Genomic DNA, 18,383 nt, shown 5'->3' with positions numbered 1-18,383 from the left:
CATCTCCCTACCGTCTCACCGCCTGCCGCTCCTGTATTCCCCGGGAGTGGCATTTCTCTTTCTGCGGAACTGTTCAATATAATAACTGGCAGTATGGAAACCGCAGCTGGAGGCAACCATACTCACCGGCCAGTCGGTTGCCAGCAGCAGTTCCGTGCTTTTCAGGATCCGGTAATCCATGAGATAAGTGAAAATGGAGCATCCCATATACCTTTTAAAAAATCGGCAGCATTCATTCCTGCTGACATTGACCTGTCCGGCAATCTGTTCCAAAGTGATCTTTTCTGAAAAATGCTCATGTATGTAGGAGAGAATCTGCTTGATACGCTCATTGTCACGCCCTGTCATCACCGGGTCCGCGTCCGTGCCGGCCATCTCCCTTATTCTCAGGTACAGCTCCTTCCACAGGGAAAGCAGCGCTATGGTTATGTCCATCTCATACCCCTCCCCTTTCTTTCTGTACAGGTCGTAAACCGTTTTCATGGATGCCACGGCCTCCCTCTCCCACCCGTCCTTTCCCCAAAGGTACAGACAGGGCCTGTTCTTATTCTCCAGCACGGGATTTACATAGCGCCTGGCTATGACGCTGCCCCCAAAGCCTCTTAGCAGCGCGGGATCCACATCCATGCACACATAAACTCCGCCCTTTCCGTCTGCCGGCGTTGCCATGTGCAGGATATTGGAGGAAATAAAGATCCCCTGATCCTTTTCCAGAACCACCTTCTGATGGTTTATGTGAAAGCACACCCTTTCGCCGACCACATAACAAAACTGGATCTCCTCATGCCAATGCCATGGGACATAACCCAGAACATTTTTCTCCAGATCCGTTTCATAGACCGCAATGGGAAATTCGCTGGTGCCATGATGAGTGATCTCCCTCTGGTCACTGTTGATGGGAATGCTGTAGACCTGCATGGCATTTCACCTCCCTGTTTCAAATACTGTCTATCAGTTAAACTTCATTATATGACTCGGTCCATTACTCCGTCAATATAGTTATATTTTATCCATATATTATGACACAAAAAGCAATAAAATCTTAATATAATGAAATCATCAAGGACTTCGGACTTAAACCGTGTAAAGGAGGAAACTATGGAAACTAATCTGAACATACCGGAAAATATGGAAGAGGATCTGGTGGGATTGATCGCAGAATCCATACGGACCAGAAGCTATTCGGATGAGGAGGGGAATCTGGCACATCTGATCAGGAAACACATGGAAGGCCTGGACTATGACCTGGCAGAGATCGATTCTGTTGGAAACGTAGTGGGGCGGATCGGAAACGGAAAAACCATCATACACTTTGACGGCCATATGGACACGGTCCAGGTCAATGACGCCGACCAGTGGCAGGTGCCGCCTTTCTCAGGAGAAATCGTGGACAACGCCATCTGGGGAAGAGGATCGGTGGATATGAAATCCGCCCTGTGCGCCGCCCTGTACGGCGCTGCCCTTGCAAAGAAAATGGGATATCTGGAAGACAAAACCGTCTACGTCACGGGAACTGTGTGCGAAGAATACTGTGACGGCGAGAACCTGAAACATTTTTACAGGGAATATGACCTGAAACCTGATTACTGCATTATCTGCGAACCCTGTGACAATGTGATCACCTTAGGCCATAAGGGCAAAGCCCAGATCCGCATCATCACCCATGGCATATCCTCCCACGGGTCAGCTCCGGAAAAAGGAAAGAACGCAGTCTATGAAATGGCGGAGATCATCAGCCGCGTGGACCGGCTGAACCAGGAGCTGTCCCGCAGGGAAGGCCCTCACGGGACCATTGTGCTCTCCGACATATCCTGTGTCAGTGCATCCCTGAACGCTGTCCCCAGCCAGTGCAGCATTTACCTGAACCGAAGGCTTGCCTGGGGAGAGACACTGGACCAGGTGAGAAAAGAAATGGACGGGCTGATAAAGGGCAAGGACGCCCACTGGGAAGTGGGGACCCTGCACCACACCTCCTGGAACGGAGGCCAGCTGGACTATGAACCCATGCACGATCCATGGAAAATAGACAAGGACAGCCATCTGGCCCTGGCCCTGCGCAGGGCATATACCTGCATTTACGGCAGGGACCCGGATTCCTATGACTTCTGGGATTTTGGCACCAATGCCATCACCCCCGTTGCAATGGGCATTCCCACCATTGGATTCGGCCCGGGAGAATATAAGCTGGCACATATGAGGGATGAACACTGCGATTTACAAAAGATCAAGGACGCGTTCCGCATCTACACACAGTTGATCCGGGAACTTTGATCCGTCTCTTTATGTTCCTTATATATCAAAGACGGCCGTCCCTGCCAATGCACAGGAACGGCCGCCTCTCTTTTTATGATTCTTGGTATCCTCTATCATATGATAACCTGGCAGATCAGTCGGCAAGCTCACTTTCATCTGATGTATTTCCCCTAAGCTGAAACCTTTCAATCAATTCCCTTAAAAGCATTGCCTGTGCGGAAAGTTCCTCACTGGCCGCCGCGCTTTCCTCTGCCGTAGCTGAATTGACCTGGACCACATTTGATATCTGCTCAATGCCCTGGGATAACTGGGTCACGGATTCAGCCTGTCTACTGGTGGAAACAGATATTCCCTCCACTGCGCCCACCACTATCCTGACTCCCTCCTCCACATTCTGCATGGATCTGGCAGTATGGTCTGCGATCCTGGTTCCGTTTTCCACGGCTCTCATGGAGCCGTTGATCAGATCCGCCGTATTCCTGGACGCCTCGGCGCTTTTGGTGGCCAGATTTCTCACTTCCCCTGCCACCACAGCAAATCCCTTGCCTGCCTCCCCCACACGCGCTGCTTCCACAGCCGCATTAAGCGCCAGGATATTGGTCTGGAACGCAATGTCCTCAATGGTCTTTATGATCTTGGATATCTCACGGGAACCGGAACGGATCTCCTGCATGGCTGCAAGCATGTCCTGCATCCTGCGGTTGCTCTCCGCCGCTTCCCTGCCCACAGCCTCTGCTCTCTGGCTGGCATCCGCGGCGCTGTCCGCATTGGCAGTGATCTGCCTGGATATCTCCCCTATGCTGACCGCCAGCTCCTCCACTGTTCCCGCCTGCTCCGCCGCCCCCTGGGCCAGGGCCTGGGCGCCTGCCGCCACCTGCTCGGAACCATTGCTTACCTGCTCCGCAGAAATGCCGATCTGCCCCAGTGTTTCGTTCAGGGACTGCACAATCCGTTCCAGGGCTTCCTTTATAAACCTGAAGTCGCCGATGTATGTTCCTTTTACCCTAAGGTCCAGGTTTCCGCCGGATATCTCCTCCAGTATATGAGAAATATCCCCGATCATATCCTTTAATGACCGGGTGGATGAACGGATGCTGTCTGCCAGACGCCCGATCTCGTCCTTTCCCCATACTTGGATATCCCCCCGCAGATCACCCCGGGAAAAGTCCTGCATCCTGCCGCTTATATCGGCAAGAGGCCTTGTTATCCTGCGGATCATGCTGATGATCAGCACGACCAGGGCCGCCAGTATAAGGATAGATAAAAAGGCCATAACAGCGATCAGCTGGTTGCGGGTTGCATTGATCTCAGACACGGGAAGGGTTGCCAGCGCCAGCCAGTTTGTGGTCCTGCTGTTTCTGAACATGGCCGTGTATCTGATTTTTCCATAGCTGAAATCCGTTACGCCGTTGTAATTGGCCTGGACTTTATTCTTATAGTCGTCTGATATATCCAGCTCCGTTACATTCCGTCCCATTGCAGTGGGATCCTCGCTGTATATGTAGTCGGAACGATTAGAGATCAGTTCCAGATACCCCCGTTCCCCTACCTTTATCCCGGACAGCAGTTCGGACAGATTGCTCACATACACGTCAACCCCCATGAATCCGGCCGCTTCCTGTCCGTTGTCAAAAAACACAGGAGCCACCACGGAAACGATCTGTTCTCCCGTGGCCGGATCCCTGTATGGATCTGATATAAAAGGCTCTCTGCCGGACAGAACAGGCTCATACCATACGGTATCCTTAAGCCCTGCCTCCACCACCTCACCGCCGGAAAGCAGATACCGGTCCGTCCTGGCATCGGCTGCCCAGGCCTCCGCCACCATCTCATCCCCCATCTTTTCCAGGACCATGGACAGGAGTTCCTGTATCTTTTCCCTGTCCTCGTACCCCTCTATATCCTGAGGCACGGATACCGCCTGAAAATATGCCTGAAGGTCATCATTGTTCTCAAACATGCTGACAACCGCCAGCTTGCTGCTGAAAAAATCATCCACAATGGACACCGCATAGTCGGTCTGGACATCCAAAAGCTTGTCATTCAGAGATGAAATGCTTCGGACGGACAGAATACACGAGACAACGATCAGGAGGACCAAAAACGGAATCAACACCACCGTGACCCGCAGGCTGATCCTGAATCCAAGGGACTCCTCCCACCGCCTTACCGCCCTTTCTTTTACTGTCGCCGGCTGCTTTAAATCATTCCCCATATCATTAACCCCACTATCCTGTCAACTGTTAAGAACTCATAAACACATTATATCATTATTCCAATAAAAGGCAATGATAATGGGAAAGTCAGCCTATCACCACACCCGGTATTCCTCCAGGCTTTCATCCAGGCATTCATCCAAGTTATCCCTTTCCTACTTCCATATACCGGACTGTTCCCTCATCCGTCTCAAAATCCCCTCTCTCACTTCAGCCCCGGCAAATCCTGCTTCCACAGCCATCTCGTTCATCCGGATCAGATCCTTCTGGGTCAGCCCCATCCGGCCGGTGATCAGGGCTGCTTCCCGCTCCAGATCCGTATCCGACACCATCATATCATCCGTGTTATAGGTCACCCTGATCCCCCTGGCGTAAAACTCCTTCAGGGGATGGGCCTCAATACTCTCCGCCGCCTTTGTCTGAAGGTTGCTGACAATACACATCTCCAGGGTGATATTCTCCCGTTTCAGCAGGTCCATACACGCCTCAGAGCGGATGGCCGCGCAGCCGTGACCGATGCGCCGGGCCCCGTAGGACACTGCCAGCGCTACATTTTCGTAATCCCCACATTCTCCCGCATGGATGGTAAACGGTACGTCCACCTGATAGATCCGTCTGAACATCCCTTCAAAATGCTTCATGGGCACCAGCCCTTCAGGCCCTGCGATATCGGCGCCCACAACACCCTTTCCCAAATACGCTCTGGAAAGCTCCAGTGTCTCCTCATTGTCCCCATCGCTGCCGTTTACCATGGCGCAGAGCAGGACCCCTGCATACATACCGCTCTCCCGGCTGCCTGCCTGTACCCCTCTGACAACGGCCTCCACCGCCTGCTCCTGGGTCAGCCCCTTCTGTCTGTGGAGCTGCGGGGCAAACCTGATCTCCGCATACACCAGCCCCTGGGCGGCCAGGCGCTTTACCAGGTCGCAGGAGGCCATTTCCAGGGCATCCCCCGTCTGAAGAAGGATGCCCGGCAGATCAAAGCAGCTTAAATACTCAGCCAGGCTGGCGCAGTCATCTCCCACACACAACAGCTTCTTTAAATCCTTTCCCTCCAGGTCATATCCGATCCTCTCTGCCAGGGTCCTCACCACATCCATGGACAGGGAGCCGTCCAAGTGGAGATGTAAATCTGTTTCCATTCGTCTCATTTTGTGTACCTCTCTCATGCTTCTGTTCTATCACATTTTTCTCTGCTATACCAATGATCCATACAGCATATTTAAGAATCGTTCTGATTCTAATCATAGCATAGCGAAAAGTGGGGGGCAACAAAAAAATTACTCATGCCTGGCTTCGATGAATGCCTCCCTGTTGCACCCCCCCCCCACCCCTACCCGGCCAGACTGACGCCCGGCCTCCTAGAGCCAAGGGGCGGCAGAGGACAGCCCTCCCCAGGATCAAGAAAAAAGACAGCCGCCTCTACGATCACTCAATCGCAAAGGCGGCTGCCTCCATTTAGTTTCAAGCTTCCAATTGTCATGGGATCATTTATGGATGGATGATCCCCTGGACCTCATCAGAGTCCACATTCTTGCTGTCCACCAGTACAACACCGGTATCAATGGTCTTATCCTCCACAGTCTGGCCGTTTGCCAGCTCCACTGCTGTCTTTACTCCGTCATACCCCATAAAATACTGTCTCTGGACAACAGAAGCAACATCATATTCATTGCTGCGGATCATGGTTTCGATCTCTGCGGAGAAGTCAAATCCTACCATGGTGATATCCGTGCGCTTGGATTCTGTCAGCCCTGTTACAAAACCAACCGTGGAACCGTTGTTTGGACCAAATACCCCCTTCAGATCAGGGTAGGTGGTGATAAAGTCCTGGCAGAAACCAACCGCCTTGCTGATATCGCCTTCATTTACCTTGATGTCGTCATTGAGAACCACCCATTTTTCAGGGGCATTGGCTTCCCAGTACTCGTTAAAGCCCTTTACCCTGTCGTTGATGGTCTGGGAGCCGGTGGATCCTACCTGGATGGCGATCTGTGCTGTCTCATCCTCGGAAAGGCCCTTTACCTTTAATCTTCGGATCATTTCCTCCGCTGCAGTTTTCCCAGCCTCCACATTGTTGGTCAGAAGGGCTGCGCTGTAGTTATCGCTCTTTGTAACCGTGTCCACCAGCACAACCGGAGTGCCTGAATTGTATGCCTCTGTGATAGGCGCATCCAGGGAAACACTGTCCAGAGGCGCTATGACGATCCCTGCCGCCTGGGCGGATACCGCGTTCTGGAGAAGGGTCAGCTGGCCTTCAATATCAGACTCCAGAGCGGTTCCCACAACCACCACCTTGCATCCCAGGTCCTTGCCGGCCTGCTCTGCACCGGCCTGGAGGATACTCCAGTACTGGTTTCCCAACACCTTAACGATCACATAAATAGTCTTTTCACTGTTATCCGTTATCGGGGTTTCACTGCTTCCCGCCTCTGACTGTGCCCCCTGCGCCCCTGACTGAGCTCCCTGCGCCTTTGTGTTTTCCTTATCCGCAGGGGCTGCCGTGGTATCTGCCTGGGTGTTGGAGGCCGTACTGCTCCCGCACCCTGCCAGTGTTGATGCTGCCAATGCTCCTGCCATTAAAACCGCTGCTAATTTTCTCATTATGATCCTCCTGCTATTCTTGTGCACTCTCGGAGTCTCCCCGGCACCCATCTTTGCGGCTGATTTCCCGCCAGCCGCATACAAATTTATTCAATATACACACCGCGTACACCTCATAATTTTATGCGCAACTGACAAAAAATCATCTCGCAAATCTGAGTACCAAAAGATCCGGATAGTACACTCTTATTTTTGTTTTGTCTATCTCTACGGTTTTATTTGCTCAAACCGAAAAAGCGCTTGATGGAATTCAGGTTCCCGCCTTTATTTGCTGTCTGTGACGCAACAGCAATAAGGAGTATGAAGCCTACGATCACCTGCTGCCAGAAGGAATTGACTCCATTCAGGTTCAGGCCGTTTCGGATCACGCCCATCATCAGGGCTCCGATCACCGTGTTCAGGATCGTGCCCTCGCCTCCCAGGATGGAGATCCCTCCCAGAACCGATGCCGCGATCGCCTCCATCTCATATCCATTTCCGGCAGTGGGCTGGGCGCTGGAGAGACGTGAGGCAACCAGAATACCGCAGATGGCTGCTGACAATCCGGAGATGCAATATGCAAACATACGCGTCTTTACCGCATTAATGCCTGACAGTTTTGCCGCCTCCAGGTTGGAGCCGCAGGCATAGATCTGACGCCCGATGCGCATCTTTGCCAGGACGATCCCCAGTATGACGGCATATACCAGGGTTATGATCACGCTGTAGGGAAGGCCGTCCCCTCCGATCCTTCCGCCTCCCAGCACATAGAACTGCTTTTGGACCGCCTCAGACGGAATATTGGTGGTGTAAAGAGGAGCGCCGTTCACCAGTACATTGGCCATGCCCCTGTACACCCACTGGGTTGCAAGGGTTGCCACAAACGGCACCACACCCAGGATCTCAATAAAAAATCCGTTCATGATCCCGGTACAAACTCCCATGGCCAGACAGAGGACGATACATACCCCCAGCGGCAGCCCCTGGGTCAGCAGGCTTACCATGATGATGCCGGACAATGCCATGGATGCACCGGCGGACAGATCATTTCCCCCGCAGACCAGACAGAAGGTTAGTCCGCACCCGATAATGGTGTATGTAACGATCTGCTGCAGCAGATTTTGAAGATTGGCCGGGGCCAGGAACTTATCCACCTGGAGCACGGAGAATAATAGGAACAGCCCTGCAAGAATGCCAAAGGAATAGATCGCCCTTCTGGTGGCAGCATTTAATTTGCCAAAGGACCCGCTGCCTTTTTTGCCCTTTGCCTCATTTTCCTGTTTTACTTTTAAATCCGCCATACTTACGCTCCCTTTCCCTCTGCCCCTGCTGATAATGTGGGGGCTGGTTTTCCTTCTAATTTGTTATATCCGGCTGCCAGGTACAGGATCTGTTCCTGGGTGGCCGTCTTTGCATCCAGCTCGCCGTTGATCTCTCCCTGATGGATGACCAGTATCCTGTCACTCATCCCAAGGATCTCAGGCAATTCCGATGAAATCATGATGATCGCCACTCCCTGGTCGCTGAGCCTGTTAAAAAGCTCGTATACCTCGTATTTTGCTCCCACATCGATTCCCCTTGTGGGTTCATCCACGATCAGGACCTTTACATCATTGCACAGCCATTTGGCAAGCACCACCTTTTGCTGGTTGCCTCCTGAAAGGTTTTGGCACAGCTGATGGATACTGGGCGTCTTGGTGCGCAGCAGATCCACATATTTTTCCGCGTTCACGGTTCCCGCCTTGTCATCTATAAACCCAAAATGGGTGATGCTGGGAAGATGAGCCATATTGGTGTTATATTTTACATCCAGGCCAAGAGCCAGCCCGTCCCTCTTTCTGTCCTCTGTCGCATAACCGATCCCATGTTTTATGGCCTGGATCACGGAATTGATCTTCACCGGCTTTCCCTCCAGGCTCAGTTCCATATGGTCTGCCCTGTCAGCTCCGAAAATACACCGCATCAGTTCGGTACGCCCTGCTCCCACCAGACCGGAAATGCCCAGTATCTCCCCTTTTCTCACATAGAAATAACCGGCGTTTACCTTGTTCCCCCTGCGCACATTCCTGGCCTCCAGCGCCACCTCCCCCAGGGTCCGCACATATTTGGGGTATTTGTCCTCCAGGGAGCGTCCCACGATCATGTTCACCAGCTCATCCATGGTGATATCAGCCAGGTTCCTGGTCCCTATGTACTGGCCATCGCGGATAATGGTGACCCGCTCACAGATCTGGTTCAGCTCAGCCATCCGGTGGGAGATGTAGACCATGCCCACTCCCTTTTCCTTCAGCCTGCGTATAATCCCAAACAGCTGCTCGATTTCCCTCTCTGTCAGTGTGGCCGTGGGCTCATCCAGCACCAGTATCTTTGAGTGGAAACTGATGGCCTTTGCGATCTCCACCATCTGCTGTTTTGCAATGCTCAGACTACCCACATGGGCGTAGGTATTCAGATCAATACCCAGGTCATCCAGTATTTTTTGGGCTTCCTCATGCATCCTCTTATCATCGATAAAAAGTCCCTTTTTGTGGGCTCTTCCAATAAAAATGTTGTCCGCCACACTCAGATGCCCGCACATGTTCAGCTCCTGCATGATAATGCTGACTCCCAGTTCATGGGCCTTTGCCACGGAGTCGATCACCACCTTCTGGCCCTCAATGTAGATGTCCCCCTCATCTGCCCGGTACACCCCTGAGAGTATCTTCATCAGCGTTGACTTTCCGGCGCCGTTCTCACCTACAAGCCCAAGGACCTCCCCCTTATTTACAGTGAGGGATACCCGGTCCAGAGCCTTGACCCCGGGGAAGCTTTTGCTGATCCCCTCCATGCGAAACAGCTCCTGTTCCATATCCCGTTCTCCTTTCATCTTTCCTTCTGCTTTTCTTCCGCCTGAGGCTCCCGCCTCTTTTGGCAGTGTGTCATAACAGTCATTCTTTCCTGCACAGTGTTGTGTTTCATAACTCAATTATAGCCTCGCCTGTTTTCCATTTATATCGTATCTTTTTATCATCCGTAGTAATTTTTTAGCTTTTTATTATGTATTATATACAAAAAAATCATCTAATAAATAAGTTTATTAGATGATTTTAACACTATCTTAACGCATATTCATTTTTCTTATCAAAGTTTCTGAAGCAGCTCCATCCTGTAATCCGAAGGGTTCATGCCGGCCAGCCGCCTGAATACCTTGGTGAAATAGTTGTTGTCCGGATACCCCACGCGGATGCCCACATCCTTCACATTCACATTGGGCTGGCAGAGCAGCTTTTTGGCTTCATTGATCCGGTACTCCGCCAGATAGGATGTGAAGTTCTGGCCAAACTGCTGTTTGAACATCTTGCAGAAATAGGGATCGGAATAATTCACTGCCTTTGCCGCATCATGCATGGATATCTCATACATATAATGGGTTCGTATATACTCCTCCACCATGGAAACCATCAGGGACAGGCGGGTACACGACTCATCATTTTCCTTTTCCTGATCCGGTTCGTCCACCAGACGCAGAGTGAAGGGCAGGATCTCACCAGACGCAGTTTCACCAGCCCCAGTCCCACCGGCCCCATCCTTTCCGGCCGCTGCTTCTGCTCCGGTTCCACCGGCTCTATCCCCACCGGCTCCATCCCCGCCGGCTCCATTTTTTCCGGCCCTCCATGTCCGGTACCGGTCCGCAAGGTGCAGGGCTTCCCCTGTCACGTGAATGATCTCCCGGCTGGAATATGGCTTTAAAAGGTATTCCATGGCCCCCACGGAAATGGCACTCCTGGCATACTCAAAGCGGTCATAGGCGGTAAGGAAAATGATGCAGCATTCCGGGTGCTCCCTGCGTATGATCTTTGCTGCCTGGATCCCGTTCATCCCCGGCATACCGATGTCCAGGATGATCACCTGGATCTCTTCCCGCCTGGCTAACTCCACTGCCTCATGACCGTTCTGGGCCTCATAGATGGTACACTGTTCCCCAAACTTTTTCTGGAGCATTTTCTTAAGAACCATACGCTCGATCAGCTCATCCTCTGCAATCATTAAACCGGCCATTCCCCAATCCTATTCCTTCCTTTTTCCAAATTCCATCTGGACCACGGTGCCGCAGCCCTCCCTGCTGTCAAGCAGGATCCTGCCCTTATCATAATAAGCGGTAATCCTGCGGTAAATATTGCCCAGTCCGATTCCCAGCCGCTTTCCCCTCAATGTGGATGCCTCTTGCAGTTCCCTCAAGTGCTTTCCGGGAATCCCCGCTCCCGTGTCCGCCACCGAGATCCACAGCAGTTCTCCTTTTTCCCGGATCCGTATATAGATGGCGCCGCCCTCCTCCTGATCCGCTATGCCGTGGATCACTGCGTTCTCCACCAGGGGCTGGAGCAGGAACACGGGCACCTCCCTTTCACAAAGATCCCGGCTGCAGTCCACGCTCCAGCGTATCCTGCTTCCAAAGCGCATACGCTGTATGTACATGTAATCCTCCACCACCTTAAGTTCCTGTCCCAATGGCGTAAAGGCATTGGTGGTTCTCAGGCTGTACCGCAAAAGATTGCTCATGGCCACCAGCATTTCTTCGGTAACAGGCGCATCCTCCGCCTGGGACATGCGGGTGATCATGTTCAGTGTGTTAAAAAGAAAATGGGGATTGAGCTGGCTCTTGATCAGATGGAGCTGAGCCAGTGAAAAACGCTGTTCCAGCTGTGTACGTTCAAGTTCCTGACAATGCAGCTGTTCCTCCATCTTTCTTTTTTCCTCTGCCGCGGCAAAATAACGCTCCGTGGAATGCTTCATCTTGTTAAATGCACTGACCAGCTGTCCGATCTCATCCCTTCCGGCCCAGACCACATCAGCGCCTGAAAAATCATTGAACTCTATTTTCCCGGATGAGGACGCCAGGTGTACCAATACCTTTACAATGCTTCCCGTAATAAAGCGCAGCATGGCCACTAATGCGATGAATGCCGTAATGCTGATCAGCACCAGCACAAGAGGCATCCGTCTAAGGGACGGCACCTGGGCCTCATAGTAGCTGTTTCCTTCTGTGAGGACTGCCCTTGTAAGCCTCGATGCGTAAGTGTTCAGATACCCCTGCATGCTGTACACCTTGTATAGCTCCCTGATATACCCATCCTCATCCGCTTCCATGGCAATGACTTTTTTCTTCTGCTTCTCATATTCGCCATAGCTGTTGCGGATGCTCCATGTGATGGCGTACCTGTCCCTTCCCACCTGGTTATAGTCAAAGGGCAGTTGTTCCAAATACGTCAACGCACGCCGGAATCCTTATAAGCCTGTTCGCTCTCCAGATTTCTCTCCCCGATCAGCCTGGCAAAACAGGCGGCTTCCTCCTCCAGGGCATCCTGGAACTTATAGCAGGACAGATTGTCATCCATGATCTCCTGTCCATGATCCACAAAATAATACACTACTATCAGGTTAATATAAATGGAAGCCGCCATCATCACAGCCACGCTTGCAATGATTACAGACAGCTTCCTTCTCAGGGTCATATGATACCAGATATCCACGACCCGGCTTATGGTCTTCCCCACCCTGTCCGCTCCTTTTCACCTGAATCAGCCCTGATCCATCAACAGGCTCTCAGGTTACTATAAGAAAAAGGCGGAACTGTGTCAATAAGCCTTCCTAAATCTGAACGGAATCTTAACTACTCCGCCTCCCTGTAACAGATCCACACACAGCATCCTGTGAGCACGGCCGCAAACAGTGCGGAGACTGCCATGGACGTCCAGTTAACGCTGCCTCCAAAGGAAAGCCCCCGTATCAGCCGGGTGGTATGGGTCAGGGGCATGACATTTACAAGCCGCTTCAGGGCCTGGGGAATCCCCTCCAGAGAAAAGAAGGTTCCGCACAGAAAGGACATGGGGGTAATTACAACATTTGTAAAGTTATTCATATCATAGTGGCTCCGGATCACCATGGCTGCCAGGAATCCCAACGCTGAAAAGATCCAGGCGTTCAGGACCACCGCTGCCAGGAGCCAGCCATTATATACAAGACCCGCCCTGGATACCAGGCCAAGCAGCAGGATAAACACCCCTGAGTACATTCCTCTCAAGGCCCCTGCCAGAATATGCCCAATAGCAAGGAGATACATCCGCGTGGGGGAATAGAAGTAACACTCAAAGCTTTTTTCATGGAGACGCATGACGCTGATGCGCGTGGAAACAGAGGTGTAGCTGTTGCGCATGGTGGTCATGGCCAGAAGCCCGGGGATCAAATAATGGAGGTAGGGCTGTCCGTCCACATTCACCATGCCCCCCAGCCCCATTCCAAAGGTGACAAAATACAGCAGCGGGGAGACCATCTGTGAAAATGTCACCCGCCAGAACCTCCGCTTTAAGAACAGCCACTCTCTCCAGAGGATCGTTGTTATTTCCATCCCTCCACCTCCTTGCTGGTGTAATGGAAAAACACATCCTCCAGTGTGGAGGGAAGCACGCTGCAGGGAACATCCAGCTGTCCGGCCCGGGCCTTTGCCCCTGACAGGTCGGTAAAAAACTCGGCCTCCATCCGTTCCCCGGTGTCATATTCCACCTTGAACCTGCCGATCTGCGCGATCAGCGCCTCCGGCGTATCCTCCCTAAAAATCCTGCCCCCGTCAATGAGCATCACCTTATCACACAGGTGCTGTGCCTCCTCTATATAATGGGTGGTGAGCACAATGGTCTTTCCCTCCTTGTGCTGCACATGGAGAAAATCCCAGATATCCCGGCGGGCCTTGGGATCGATTCCCACCGTGGGCTCATCTAAGAACAGATACCGGGGATCGTGGATCAGGGCTTTTGCGATCATCAGCTTGCGCTTCATCCCTCCGGACAGTCCCTGAACTACCCGTCCCCTGACACTGTCCAGTCCCAGGAACGCCAGAAGCCGGTCCGCGGCAGCCGCAATCTCATTCCTTCTCATGCGGTAAAGGCGCCCCGCAAACTCCATGTTCTCCTCCACGGTCAGCTCCTTGTCCAGATTTACATGCTGGCTGGTGACGCCGATCACCTGTTTCACCCCTATGGCATTCCTGTCCATAAGCCTGTTGTCAAACTCCACCGTGCCCGTATCCGGCGCCAGAAGTCCGGTCATCATGCGCATCAGCGTTGTCTTCCCCGCTCCGTTAGGTCCCAAAAGCCCCAGAAATGTTCCGTCCGGCACCTGGAAGGAGATTCCATCCACTGCCTTCACATCCCCAAACCCCTTATGCAGATCATTGCATACGATCATTGACTCACCTTCCCTGACGCTTGATAATGACCGTGGACAGGTATGGGATCTCATACTGCTCCAGTTCTGCAAAATCCGTCACCAGACGCTCCTCACCCGTACCAGATTTGGTCACCAGTACAAAGTGGTCTTCCAGATGATTCTCCCGGATCGCCTGAAGCAGCGCCTGCTGGTTGGCGGAAGGCTTCATCAGCACCACATTGTCATGTTCTCTCAGGATCCTTCCAAGATCTTCGCTGCTGTTTTCCCGTACCGGAGCCACCACCAGATCCTCATCCCAGGCCACCAAAGGCATCTTCATGGAATCAGCCACCGCACAAAAAGAGGTGATGCCCGGCACCACCTCCACATCCACACCGGCCTGTTCTATATAGGGCAGTGTATACATGAATGTGCTGTAAACAGCCGGATCTCCCAGGGTGATAAAAGCCCCAATCCTGTTCCCGCTGAGACATTCGGCGATCTGCGCGGCATTCTCCTTCCACATTTCCTGCAGCCGGTCCCCATGGTAATGCATGGGATACACAAGATTAACGATCTCCACCCCGGCGTCTTTCAGCAGTCCTTTAATGATATCGTAGGCAAAACTGCCCGCGCCTTTTTTCTTTTCCGGGCAGAAGATCACATCCGCCTCACCCAGGATCCGATGGGCCTTTAATGTCAGCAGCTCAGGATCTCCCGGCCCCACGCCGATTCCGTATAATTTTCCCATTCTTAAGTCCCCTTTCCGTTTTTCATACCATGACATGGTATCATATCCGCCATGAAAGCGCAATTGGTTCCGGCCGGATCAATGGGATACCTGTCATCCGGTCTCTTCCACCATCCTCCATCCCAGGTAACGGGAAAGACTGCCCAGAAATGCATCCCGTTCAGGGGAGGCTTCATGGGATGTGACAATATCAATATAATTTGATCTCCTGCTGTCATAATCATTGCTGCTCCAGCCATCCCAATCCTTTACACGCATGATCTGCAGGGCGCAGAAAAAGTTCCGCCCATGGTACGCCCCTGCAGATAACCTGGAAAAGAGCCCGGAATTTTCTATGTAAGCCTCAACATCATCAGTGGGCCATGTATTGGAGTAACAATCTGTGCGTATTGAAAAGTAGCGGTAACGTGCAGACTCCATATTGCACCCTCTTTCACAAACTGATCAGATAAAACAGAACCTGTTTACAACCTAATTATATGATAATGGGCACACAATAATAGAGGGTATTTTATTAAGAATCTTTACTTTTTCTTTCCGGGCTTTCTTCTCAGCTTCAGTTCCAGGCCCCGCTCTGCGGCCCGCTCCTGGAACAGTTTCACCGCGTACACCGCCTTTTCCCTGACGGTCTCATCTTCCGCCGCCTCATGGCTTTCAAGATGGCCCATGATCTCCCGCAGATCCTGCAGTTTTAGGAGGTTGACCGCCACACAGAAAAATGATTTGCGCCTGCCGTCATTGTAACCGGCCAAAAGTTGTTTTAATATTTGTTCCTTTTCCTCCTGCTCCTCCCCATAGGCATCCCGGCCGATCTGAAGCACCTTTTCCAGATCCCTCCTTTTATTACGGTGGGTTATAAAGGAATCGTACTCCTCCGCCTGCTCATACCTGGCGCAGGGAAATTCTCCGCACTGGGAGCAGAACGTGACTCCCCCATGTGACAGGCTGCATCTTGCAATGGCGCAGGACTGGTTCCCCTCCCCGCCTCCGCAGCCCGGACAATACTGATCCATATACAGGGTGCACAGCCTGCAATTCAGTCCACAGAGGGACAGCCATGGATAATCCCGGTCAAATCCCTTCATCAGCAGCCTCCTTGATCCCCGCCGCTTCCTGAAGACCTCCGTATGCAGCCATCTTTGCATTTAATTTGCTGTAGATCCGCTCCCGCATCCACGGCTCCGAGGAGGCGCTGACCGCCTCCTCCGCGGGGAACCAGGCAACGCCGCTGTTCTCATCCTCCTTTGTGTGCAGAATTCCATGGTCATCCGCCTCCAGAAGATAGGTGACGTTCAGGTGCAGATGGGAGGCAACATATGCCCCCCGCTTTACATGTCCGTCCACGGTCAGCACCTCTATGGAATAGATGGAATCCGTCACAGGCCGTATATCCGAAAGCCCGCTTTCCTCCACGGCCTCCCGGACAGCCACCCGCAGCAGATCCCGGTCCCCGTCCGCATGGCCTCCCAGCCAGGACCAGGAATCATAGATATTGTGATATGCCATCAGCACCCGGGTACGGTCCTGATTCACCACCCAGGCCGATGCGGTCATATGGGCCAGGCTGTTCTTTCGTGTAAATATATCCTCATCCTGTCTCAGACATTTGAGGATCAGCTTTTGGTCCATTTCCTCCTGCTCGTTAAAGGGATGATATGCTTCCATTTGTTCCAATAGGTCCATTTCCTCAACCTTCTTTCCACTCTTTTTGTATTTTCTGCCTTCCGGCATTGGTCTGGAATTATTGTAACACAAATCCTGTGATCAGGCCATGTCATTCAGACTGATCCCCTTTGTTGCCACCTTTTCCCTGAACGCCTGGTCATGCTCCACAAATATCATGGTCAGTCCATGGCTCATAATCAGCTCCTCTATCTGCATTCTGGAAAATACATCAATAAAATTCAGCGGCTCATCCCAGATATAAAGATGCGCCTGTTCGCAAAGGCTTTTTGCCAGCAGGACCTTCTTTTTCTGCCCTTCACTGTAAAACTGCATTTCCTTTGAAAAATGGTCCCTGGAAAAATCCAGCTTTCTCAGGATTGCCCGGAACAAGGTGGCGTCCAGTCCGTATTGCTCCGTGAACCTGCTGACACTCCCTGAAAGCCAGGAGGTATCCTGTGACACGTAGGATATGACAAGGCCTGACGCCGTGTGGATTCTCCCTGATAATACAAGGGGGTCTCCATCCCCTCCCACAATGGCTTTGATCACCGTGGATTTACCGGAGCCGTTTCTTCCGTCCAGGACAGCACGGTCTCCCTCCCTGATCTCCATGGTCAGATGTTCCAGGACCGGACCTTTTTCCAAGGCGTACCCAAGGGATACATCCTCCATGGACACAAGGACCTGTTTATGGTGGCGGAGTGGAATGATCTTCAGGCTTTCTGCTGTTTCCACATCCTTCAGCAGCTTTTCCTTGTCCTCCGCTGCTTTCTCCATCCGGCTCTCCGTTGATTTGGAGCGTTTCATCATCTTTGCCGCCTTATGTCCCACATACCCCCGGTCCGGTTTCAGCCCGCCGGTCTTGGTCCCTTTTTTTGTTTTCTCCACTGCGTCAGACCAGCGCTCCGTCTGCCTGGCCGACACCCTCAGCCTCCCGATCTCCTTTTTCAGCTTTTCGTTCTCCTGAGCTTCCCATTCATCCCTTTGTCTCTTGTTATCCCACCACGTGGTAAAATTCCCCTGCACCACTTCAATGGTACTCTTATTCAGGGAAAGCACATGGTCAACACACTCATCCATAAACCTGCGGTCGTGGGATACCAGGATAAACCCCGATTTTTTGTTCAGGTACCGGCTCACAGCCTGCCTCGCCTCTGCATCCAGATGATTGGTAGGCTCATCGATCAAAAGGAAGCTGTGCTCTTTGGTAAATAATACCGCCAGCATGATCCTGGTGCGCTCTCCATTGCTCAGGGTGTCATATGGCCGGTAAAGCAGCTCCGGTTCCATTTCCATCAGGTTTATTTCCCTTAGCAGTTTCCACAGTTCATAACCGGGATCCATCTCCTCCACTATGTCAATGGTCATCCTGGACTTATCCTTAACCTGAAAGGGAAAATATTCAAAATGGACCAGAGCCGAAATGCTTCCTCTGTACTCATATTTTCCCATGAGCAGGTTGAGAAAGGTGGTCTTTCCCCTTCCGTTCCTGCCCACAAATCCCAATTTCCAATCCGTGTCTATGGCAAAGGAAACATCGCTAAACAATTCCTCGTAGTTTCCCTCATAATAAAATGTCAAATGATTTACCTGTATCTGCGCCATTCTTTTCATCCCTCCATTTCGATTTTCTCCAAGCAAAAAGGATGCAAGAATATTCCTGCATCCCTTACATAAGCTCCGAAGTCCGTCCCGGGTCCCATGATCTCAACCCGGATCCTGAAAAAACATGA

General features: G+C 52.0%; 17 protein-coding genes. 1 reads left to right on the top strand and 16 read right to left on the bottom strand.

Going from position 1 to position 18,383, the window contains the following annotated elements; translation table 11 throughout:
- Positions 1 to 15 precede the first annotated feature (15 nt).
- On the bottom strand, positions 16 to 918 hold the full coding sequence (locus CLFS41_RS15650; protein ID WP_045092796.1) for an AraC family transcriptional regulator: 903 nt from the start codon (positions 916 to 918) through the stop codon (positions 16 to 18).
- A 180-nt stretch (positions 919 to 1,098) separates the two neighbouring features.
- On the opposite strand from CLFS41_RS15650, the gene CLFS41_RS15645 reads away from it, so the two are divergent.
- Positions 1,099 to 2,271: a YgeY family selenium metabolism-linked hydrolase gene (locus CLFS41_RS15645; RefSeq protein ID WP_045092795.1), complete on the top strand. Its 1,173-nt coding sequence runs from the start codon at positions 1,099 to 1,101 to the stop codon at positions 2,269 to 2,271.
- Positions 2,272 to 2,386: 115 nt separating this feature from the next.
- On the opposite strand, the gene CLFS41_RS15640 is transcribed toward CLFS41_RS15645, so the two are convergent.
- The 15 genes from CLFS41_RS15640 to abc-f form a co-directional block, all read right to left on the bottom strand.
- Complete coding sequence (locus CLFS41_RS15640) at positions 2,387 to 4,468, bottom strand: methyl-accepting chemotaxis protein (RefSeq protein ID WP_045092794.1); 2,082 nt, start codon at positions 4,466 to 4,468, stop codon at positions 2,387 to 2,389.
- 156 nt (positions 4,469 to 4,624) lie between these two features.
- Positions 4,625 to 5,620 (bottom strand): adenosine deaminase, encoded by a 996-nt coding sequence (gene add, locus CLFS41_RS15635; protein WP_052665767.1) that lies wholly within the window; start codon positions 5,618 to 5,620, stop codon positions 4,625 to 4,627.
- A gap of 340 nt (positions 5,621 to 5,960) precedes the next feature.
- The gene (locus tag CLFS41_RS15630) at positions 5,961 to 7,073 is read right to left on the bottom strand and encodes an ABC transporter substrate-binding protein (protein ID WP_045092792.1); all 1,113 of its coding nucleotides are present in this window, start codon (positions 7,071 to 7,073) and stop codon (positions 5,961 to 5,963) included.
- A gap of 215 nt (positions 7,074 to 7,288) precedes the next feature.
- The gene (locus CLFS41_RS15625; protein ID WP_007861074.1) at positions 7,289 to 8,353 is read right to left on the bottom strand and encodes an ABC transporter permease; all 1,065 of its coding nucleotides are present in this window, start codon (positions 8,351 to 8,353) and stop codon (positions 7,289 to 7,291) included.
- A 2-nt stretch (positions 8,354 to 8,355) separates the two neighbouring features.
- The gene (locus CLFS41_RS15620) at positions 8,356 to 9,900 is read right to left on the bottom strand and encodes a sugar ABC transporter ATP-binding protein (RefSeq protein ID WP_007861075.1); all 1,545 of its coding nucleotides are present in this window, start codon (positions 9,898 to 9,900) and stop codon (positions 8,356 to 8,358) included.
- Positions 9,901 to 10,172: 272 nt separating this feature from the next.
- Positions 10,173 to 11,090, bottom strand: a complete 918-nt coding sequence (locus CLFS41_RS15615; protein ID WP_007861076.1) for a response regulator — start codon at positions 11,088 to 11,090, stop codon at positions 10,173 to 10,175.
- A gap of 9 nt (positions 11,091 to 11,099) precedes the next feature.
- On the bottom strand, positions 11,100 to 12,302 hold the full coding sequence (locus tag CLFS41_RS15610) for a sensor histidine kinase (protein ID WP_242856881.1): 1,203 nt from the start codon (positions 12,300 to 12,302) through the stop codon (positions 11,100 to 11,102).
- Positions 12,299 to 12,586: a hypothetical protein gene (locus CLFS41_RS30770; protein ID WP_242856880.1), complete on the bottom strand. Its 288-nt coding sequence runs from the start codon at positions 12,584 to 12,586 to the stop codon at positions 12,299 to 12,301. Before CLFS41_RS30770 ends, CLFS41_RS15610 begins: the two co-directional genes overlap by 4 nt.
- Before the next feature lie 116 nt (positions 12,587 to 12,702).
- Entirely contained in the window at positions 12,703 to 13,437 is a 735-nt protein-coding gene (locus CLFS41_RS15605) for an ABC transporter permease (protein WP_045092791.1), read from the bottom strand.
- Positions 13,428 to 14,273 (bottom strand): ABC transporter ATP-binding protein, encoded by an 846-nt coding sequence (locus CLFS41_RS15600; protein ID WP_007861079.1) that lies wholly within the window; start codon positions 14,271 to 14,273, stop codon positions 13,428 to 13,430. The genes CLFS41_RS15605 and CLFS41_RS15600 overlap by 10 nt, the downstream gene beginning before the upstream one ends.
- A gap of 4 nt (positions 14,274 to 14,277) precedes the next feature.
- A complete protein-coding gene (gene cobI, locus CLFS41_RS15595; RefSeq protein WP_045092790.1) occupies positions 14,278 to 14,985 on the bottom strand; it encodes a precorrin-2 C(20)-methyltransferase in 708 nt (235 codons plus the stop codon).
- Positions 14,986 to 15,078: 93 nt separating this feature from the next.
- Positions 15,079 to 15,405 carry a hypothetical protein gene (locus CLFS41_RS15590; RefSeq protein ID WP_045092789.1) on the bottom strand — a complete coding sequence of 109 codons (327 nt, stop codon included), beginning with the start codon at positions 15,403 to 15,405 and terminating at the stop codon, positions 15,079 to 15,081.
- Positions 15,406 to 15,509: 104 nt separating this feature from the next.
- On the bottom strand, positions 15,510 to 16,070 hold the full coding sequence (locus CLFS41_RS15585; protein WP_007861082.1) for a DUF3795 domain-containing protein: 561 nt from the start codon (positions 16,068 to 16,070) through the stop codon (positions 15,510 to 15,512).
- On the bottom strand, positions 16,057 to 16,668 hold the full coding sequence (locus tag CLFS41_RS15580) for an NUDIX hydrolase (protein ID WP_117450832.1): 612 nt from the start codon (positions 16,666 to 16,668) through the stop codon (positions 16,057 to 16,059). Before CLFS41_RS15580 ends, CLFS41_RS15585 begins: the two co-directional genes overlap by 14 nt.
- Before the next feature lie 81 nt (positions 16,669 to 16,749).
- Entirely contained in the window at positions 16,750 to 18,255 is a 1,506-nt protein-coding gene (gene abc-f, locus CLFS41_RS15575) for a ribosomal protection-like ABC-F family protein (protein ID WP_045092787.1), read from the bottom strand.
- Positions 18,256 to 18,383 lie beyond the last annotated feature (128 nt).

This window comes from Clostridium sp. FS41 (genome assembly GCF_000954015.1).
In the GTDB taxonomy this organism is placed as follows: Bacteria; Bacillota; Clostridia; order Lachnospirales; family Lachnospiraceae; genus Enterocloster; species Enterocloster citroniae.
Note: the sequence above shows the minus strand (reverse complement) of the source record. Positions and strands in the feature narration are given on the sequence as shown.

Bases quoted from the DNA above. Each gene is read 5' to 3' on its own strand.
- CLFS41_RS15650 (WP_045092796.1), bottom strand. From the start codon at position 918: ATGCAGGTCTACAGCATTCCCATCAACAGTGACCAGAGGGAGATCACT.
- CLFS41_RS15645 (WP_045092795.1), top strand. From the start codon at position 1,099: ATGGAAACTAATCTGAACATACCGGAAAATATGGAAGAGGATCTGGTG.
- CLFS41_RS15640 (WP_045092794.1), bottom strand. From the start codon at position 4,468: ATGGGGAATGATTTAAAGCAGCCGGCGACAGTAAAAGAAAGGGCGGTA.
- add (WP_052665767.1), bottom strand. From the start codon at position 5,620: ATGAGACGAATGGAAACAGATTTACATCTCCACTTGGACGGCTCCCTG.
- CLFS41_RS15630 (WP_045092792.1), bottom strand. From the start codon at position 7,073: ATGAGAAAATTAGCAGCGGTTTTAATGGCAGGAGCATTGGCAGCATCA.
- CLFS41_RS15625 (WP_007861074.1), bottom strand. From the start codon at position 8,353: ATGGCGGATTTAAAAGTAAAACAGGAAAATGAGGCAAAGGGCAAAAAA.
- CLFS41_RS15620 (WP_007861075.1), bottom strand. From the start codon at position 9,900: ATGGAACAGGAGCTGTTTCGCATGGAGGGGATCAGCAAAAGCTTCCCC.
- CLFS41_RS15615 (WP_007861076.1), bottom strand. From the start codon at position 11,090: ATGGCCGGTTTAATGATTGCAGAGGATGAGCTGATCGAGCGTATGGTT.
- CLFS41_RS15605 (WP_045092791.1), bottom strand. From the start codon at position 13,437: ATGGAAATAACAACGATCCTCTGGAGAGAGTGGCTGTTCTTAAAGCGG.
- CLFS41_RS15600 (WP_007861079.1), bottom strand. From the start codon at position 14,273: ATGATCGTATGCAATGATCTGCATAAGGGGTTTGGGGATGTGAAGGCA.
- cobI (WP_045092790.1), bottom strand. From the start codon at position 14,985: ATGGGAAAATTATACGGAATCGGCGTGGGGCCGGGAGATCCTGAGCTG.
- CLFS41_RS15590 (WP_045092789.1), bottom strand. From the start codon at position 15,405: ATGGAGTCTGCACGTTACCGCTACTTTTCAATACGCACAGATTGTTAC.
- CLFS41_RS15585 (WP_007861082.1), bottom strand. From the start codon at position 16,070: ATGAAGGGATTTGACCGGGATTATCCATGGCTGTCCCTCTGTGGACTG.
- CLFS41_RS15580 (WP_117450832.1), bottom strand. From the start codon at position 16,668: ATGGACCTATTGGAACAAATGGAAGCATATCATCCCTTTAACGAGCAG.
- abc-f (WP_045092787.1), bottom strand. From the start codon at position 18,255: ATGGCGCAGATACAGGTAAATCATTTGACATTTTATTATGAGGGAAAC.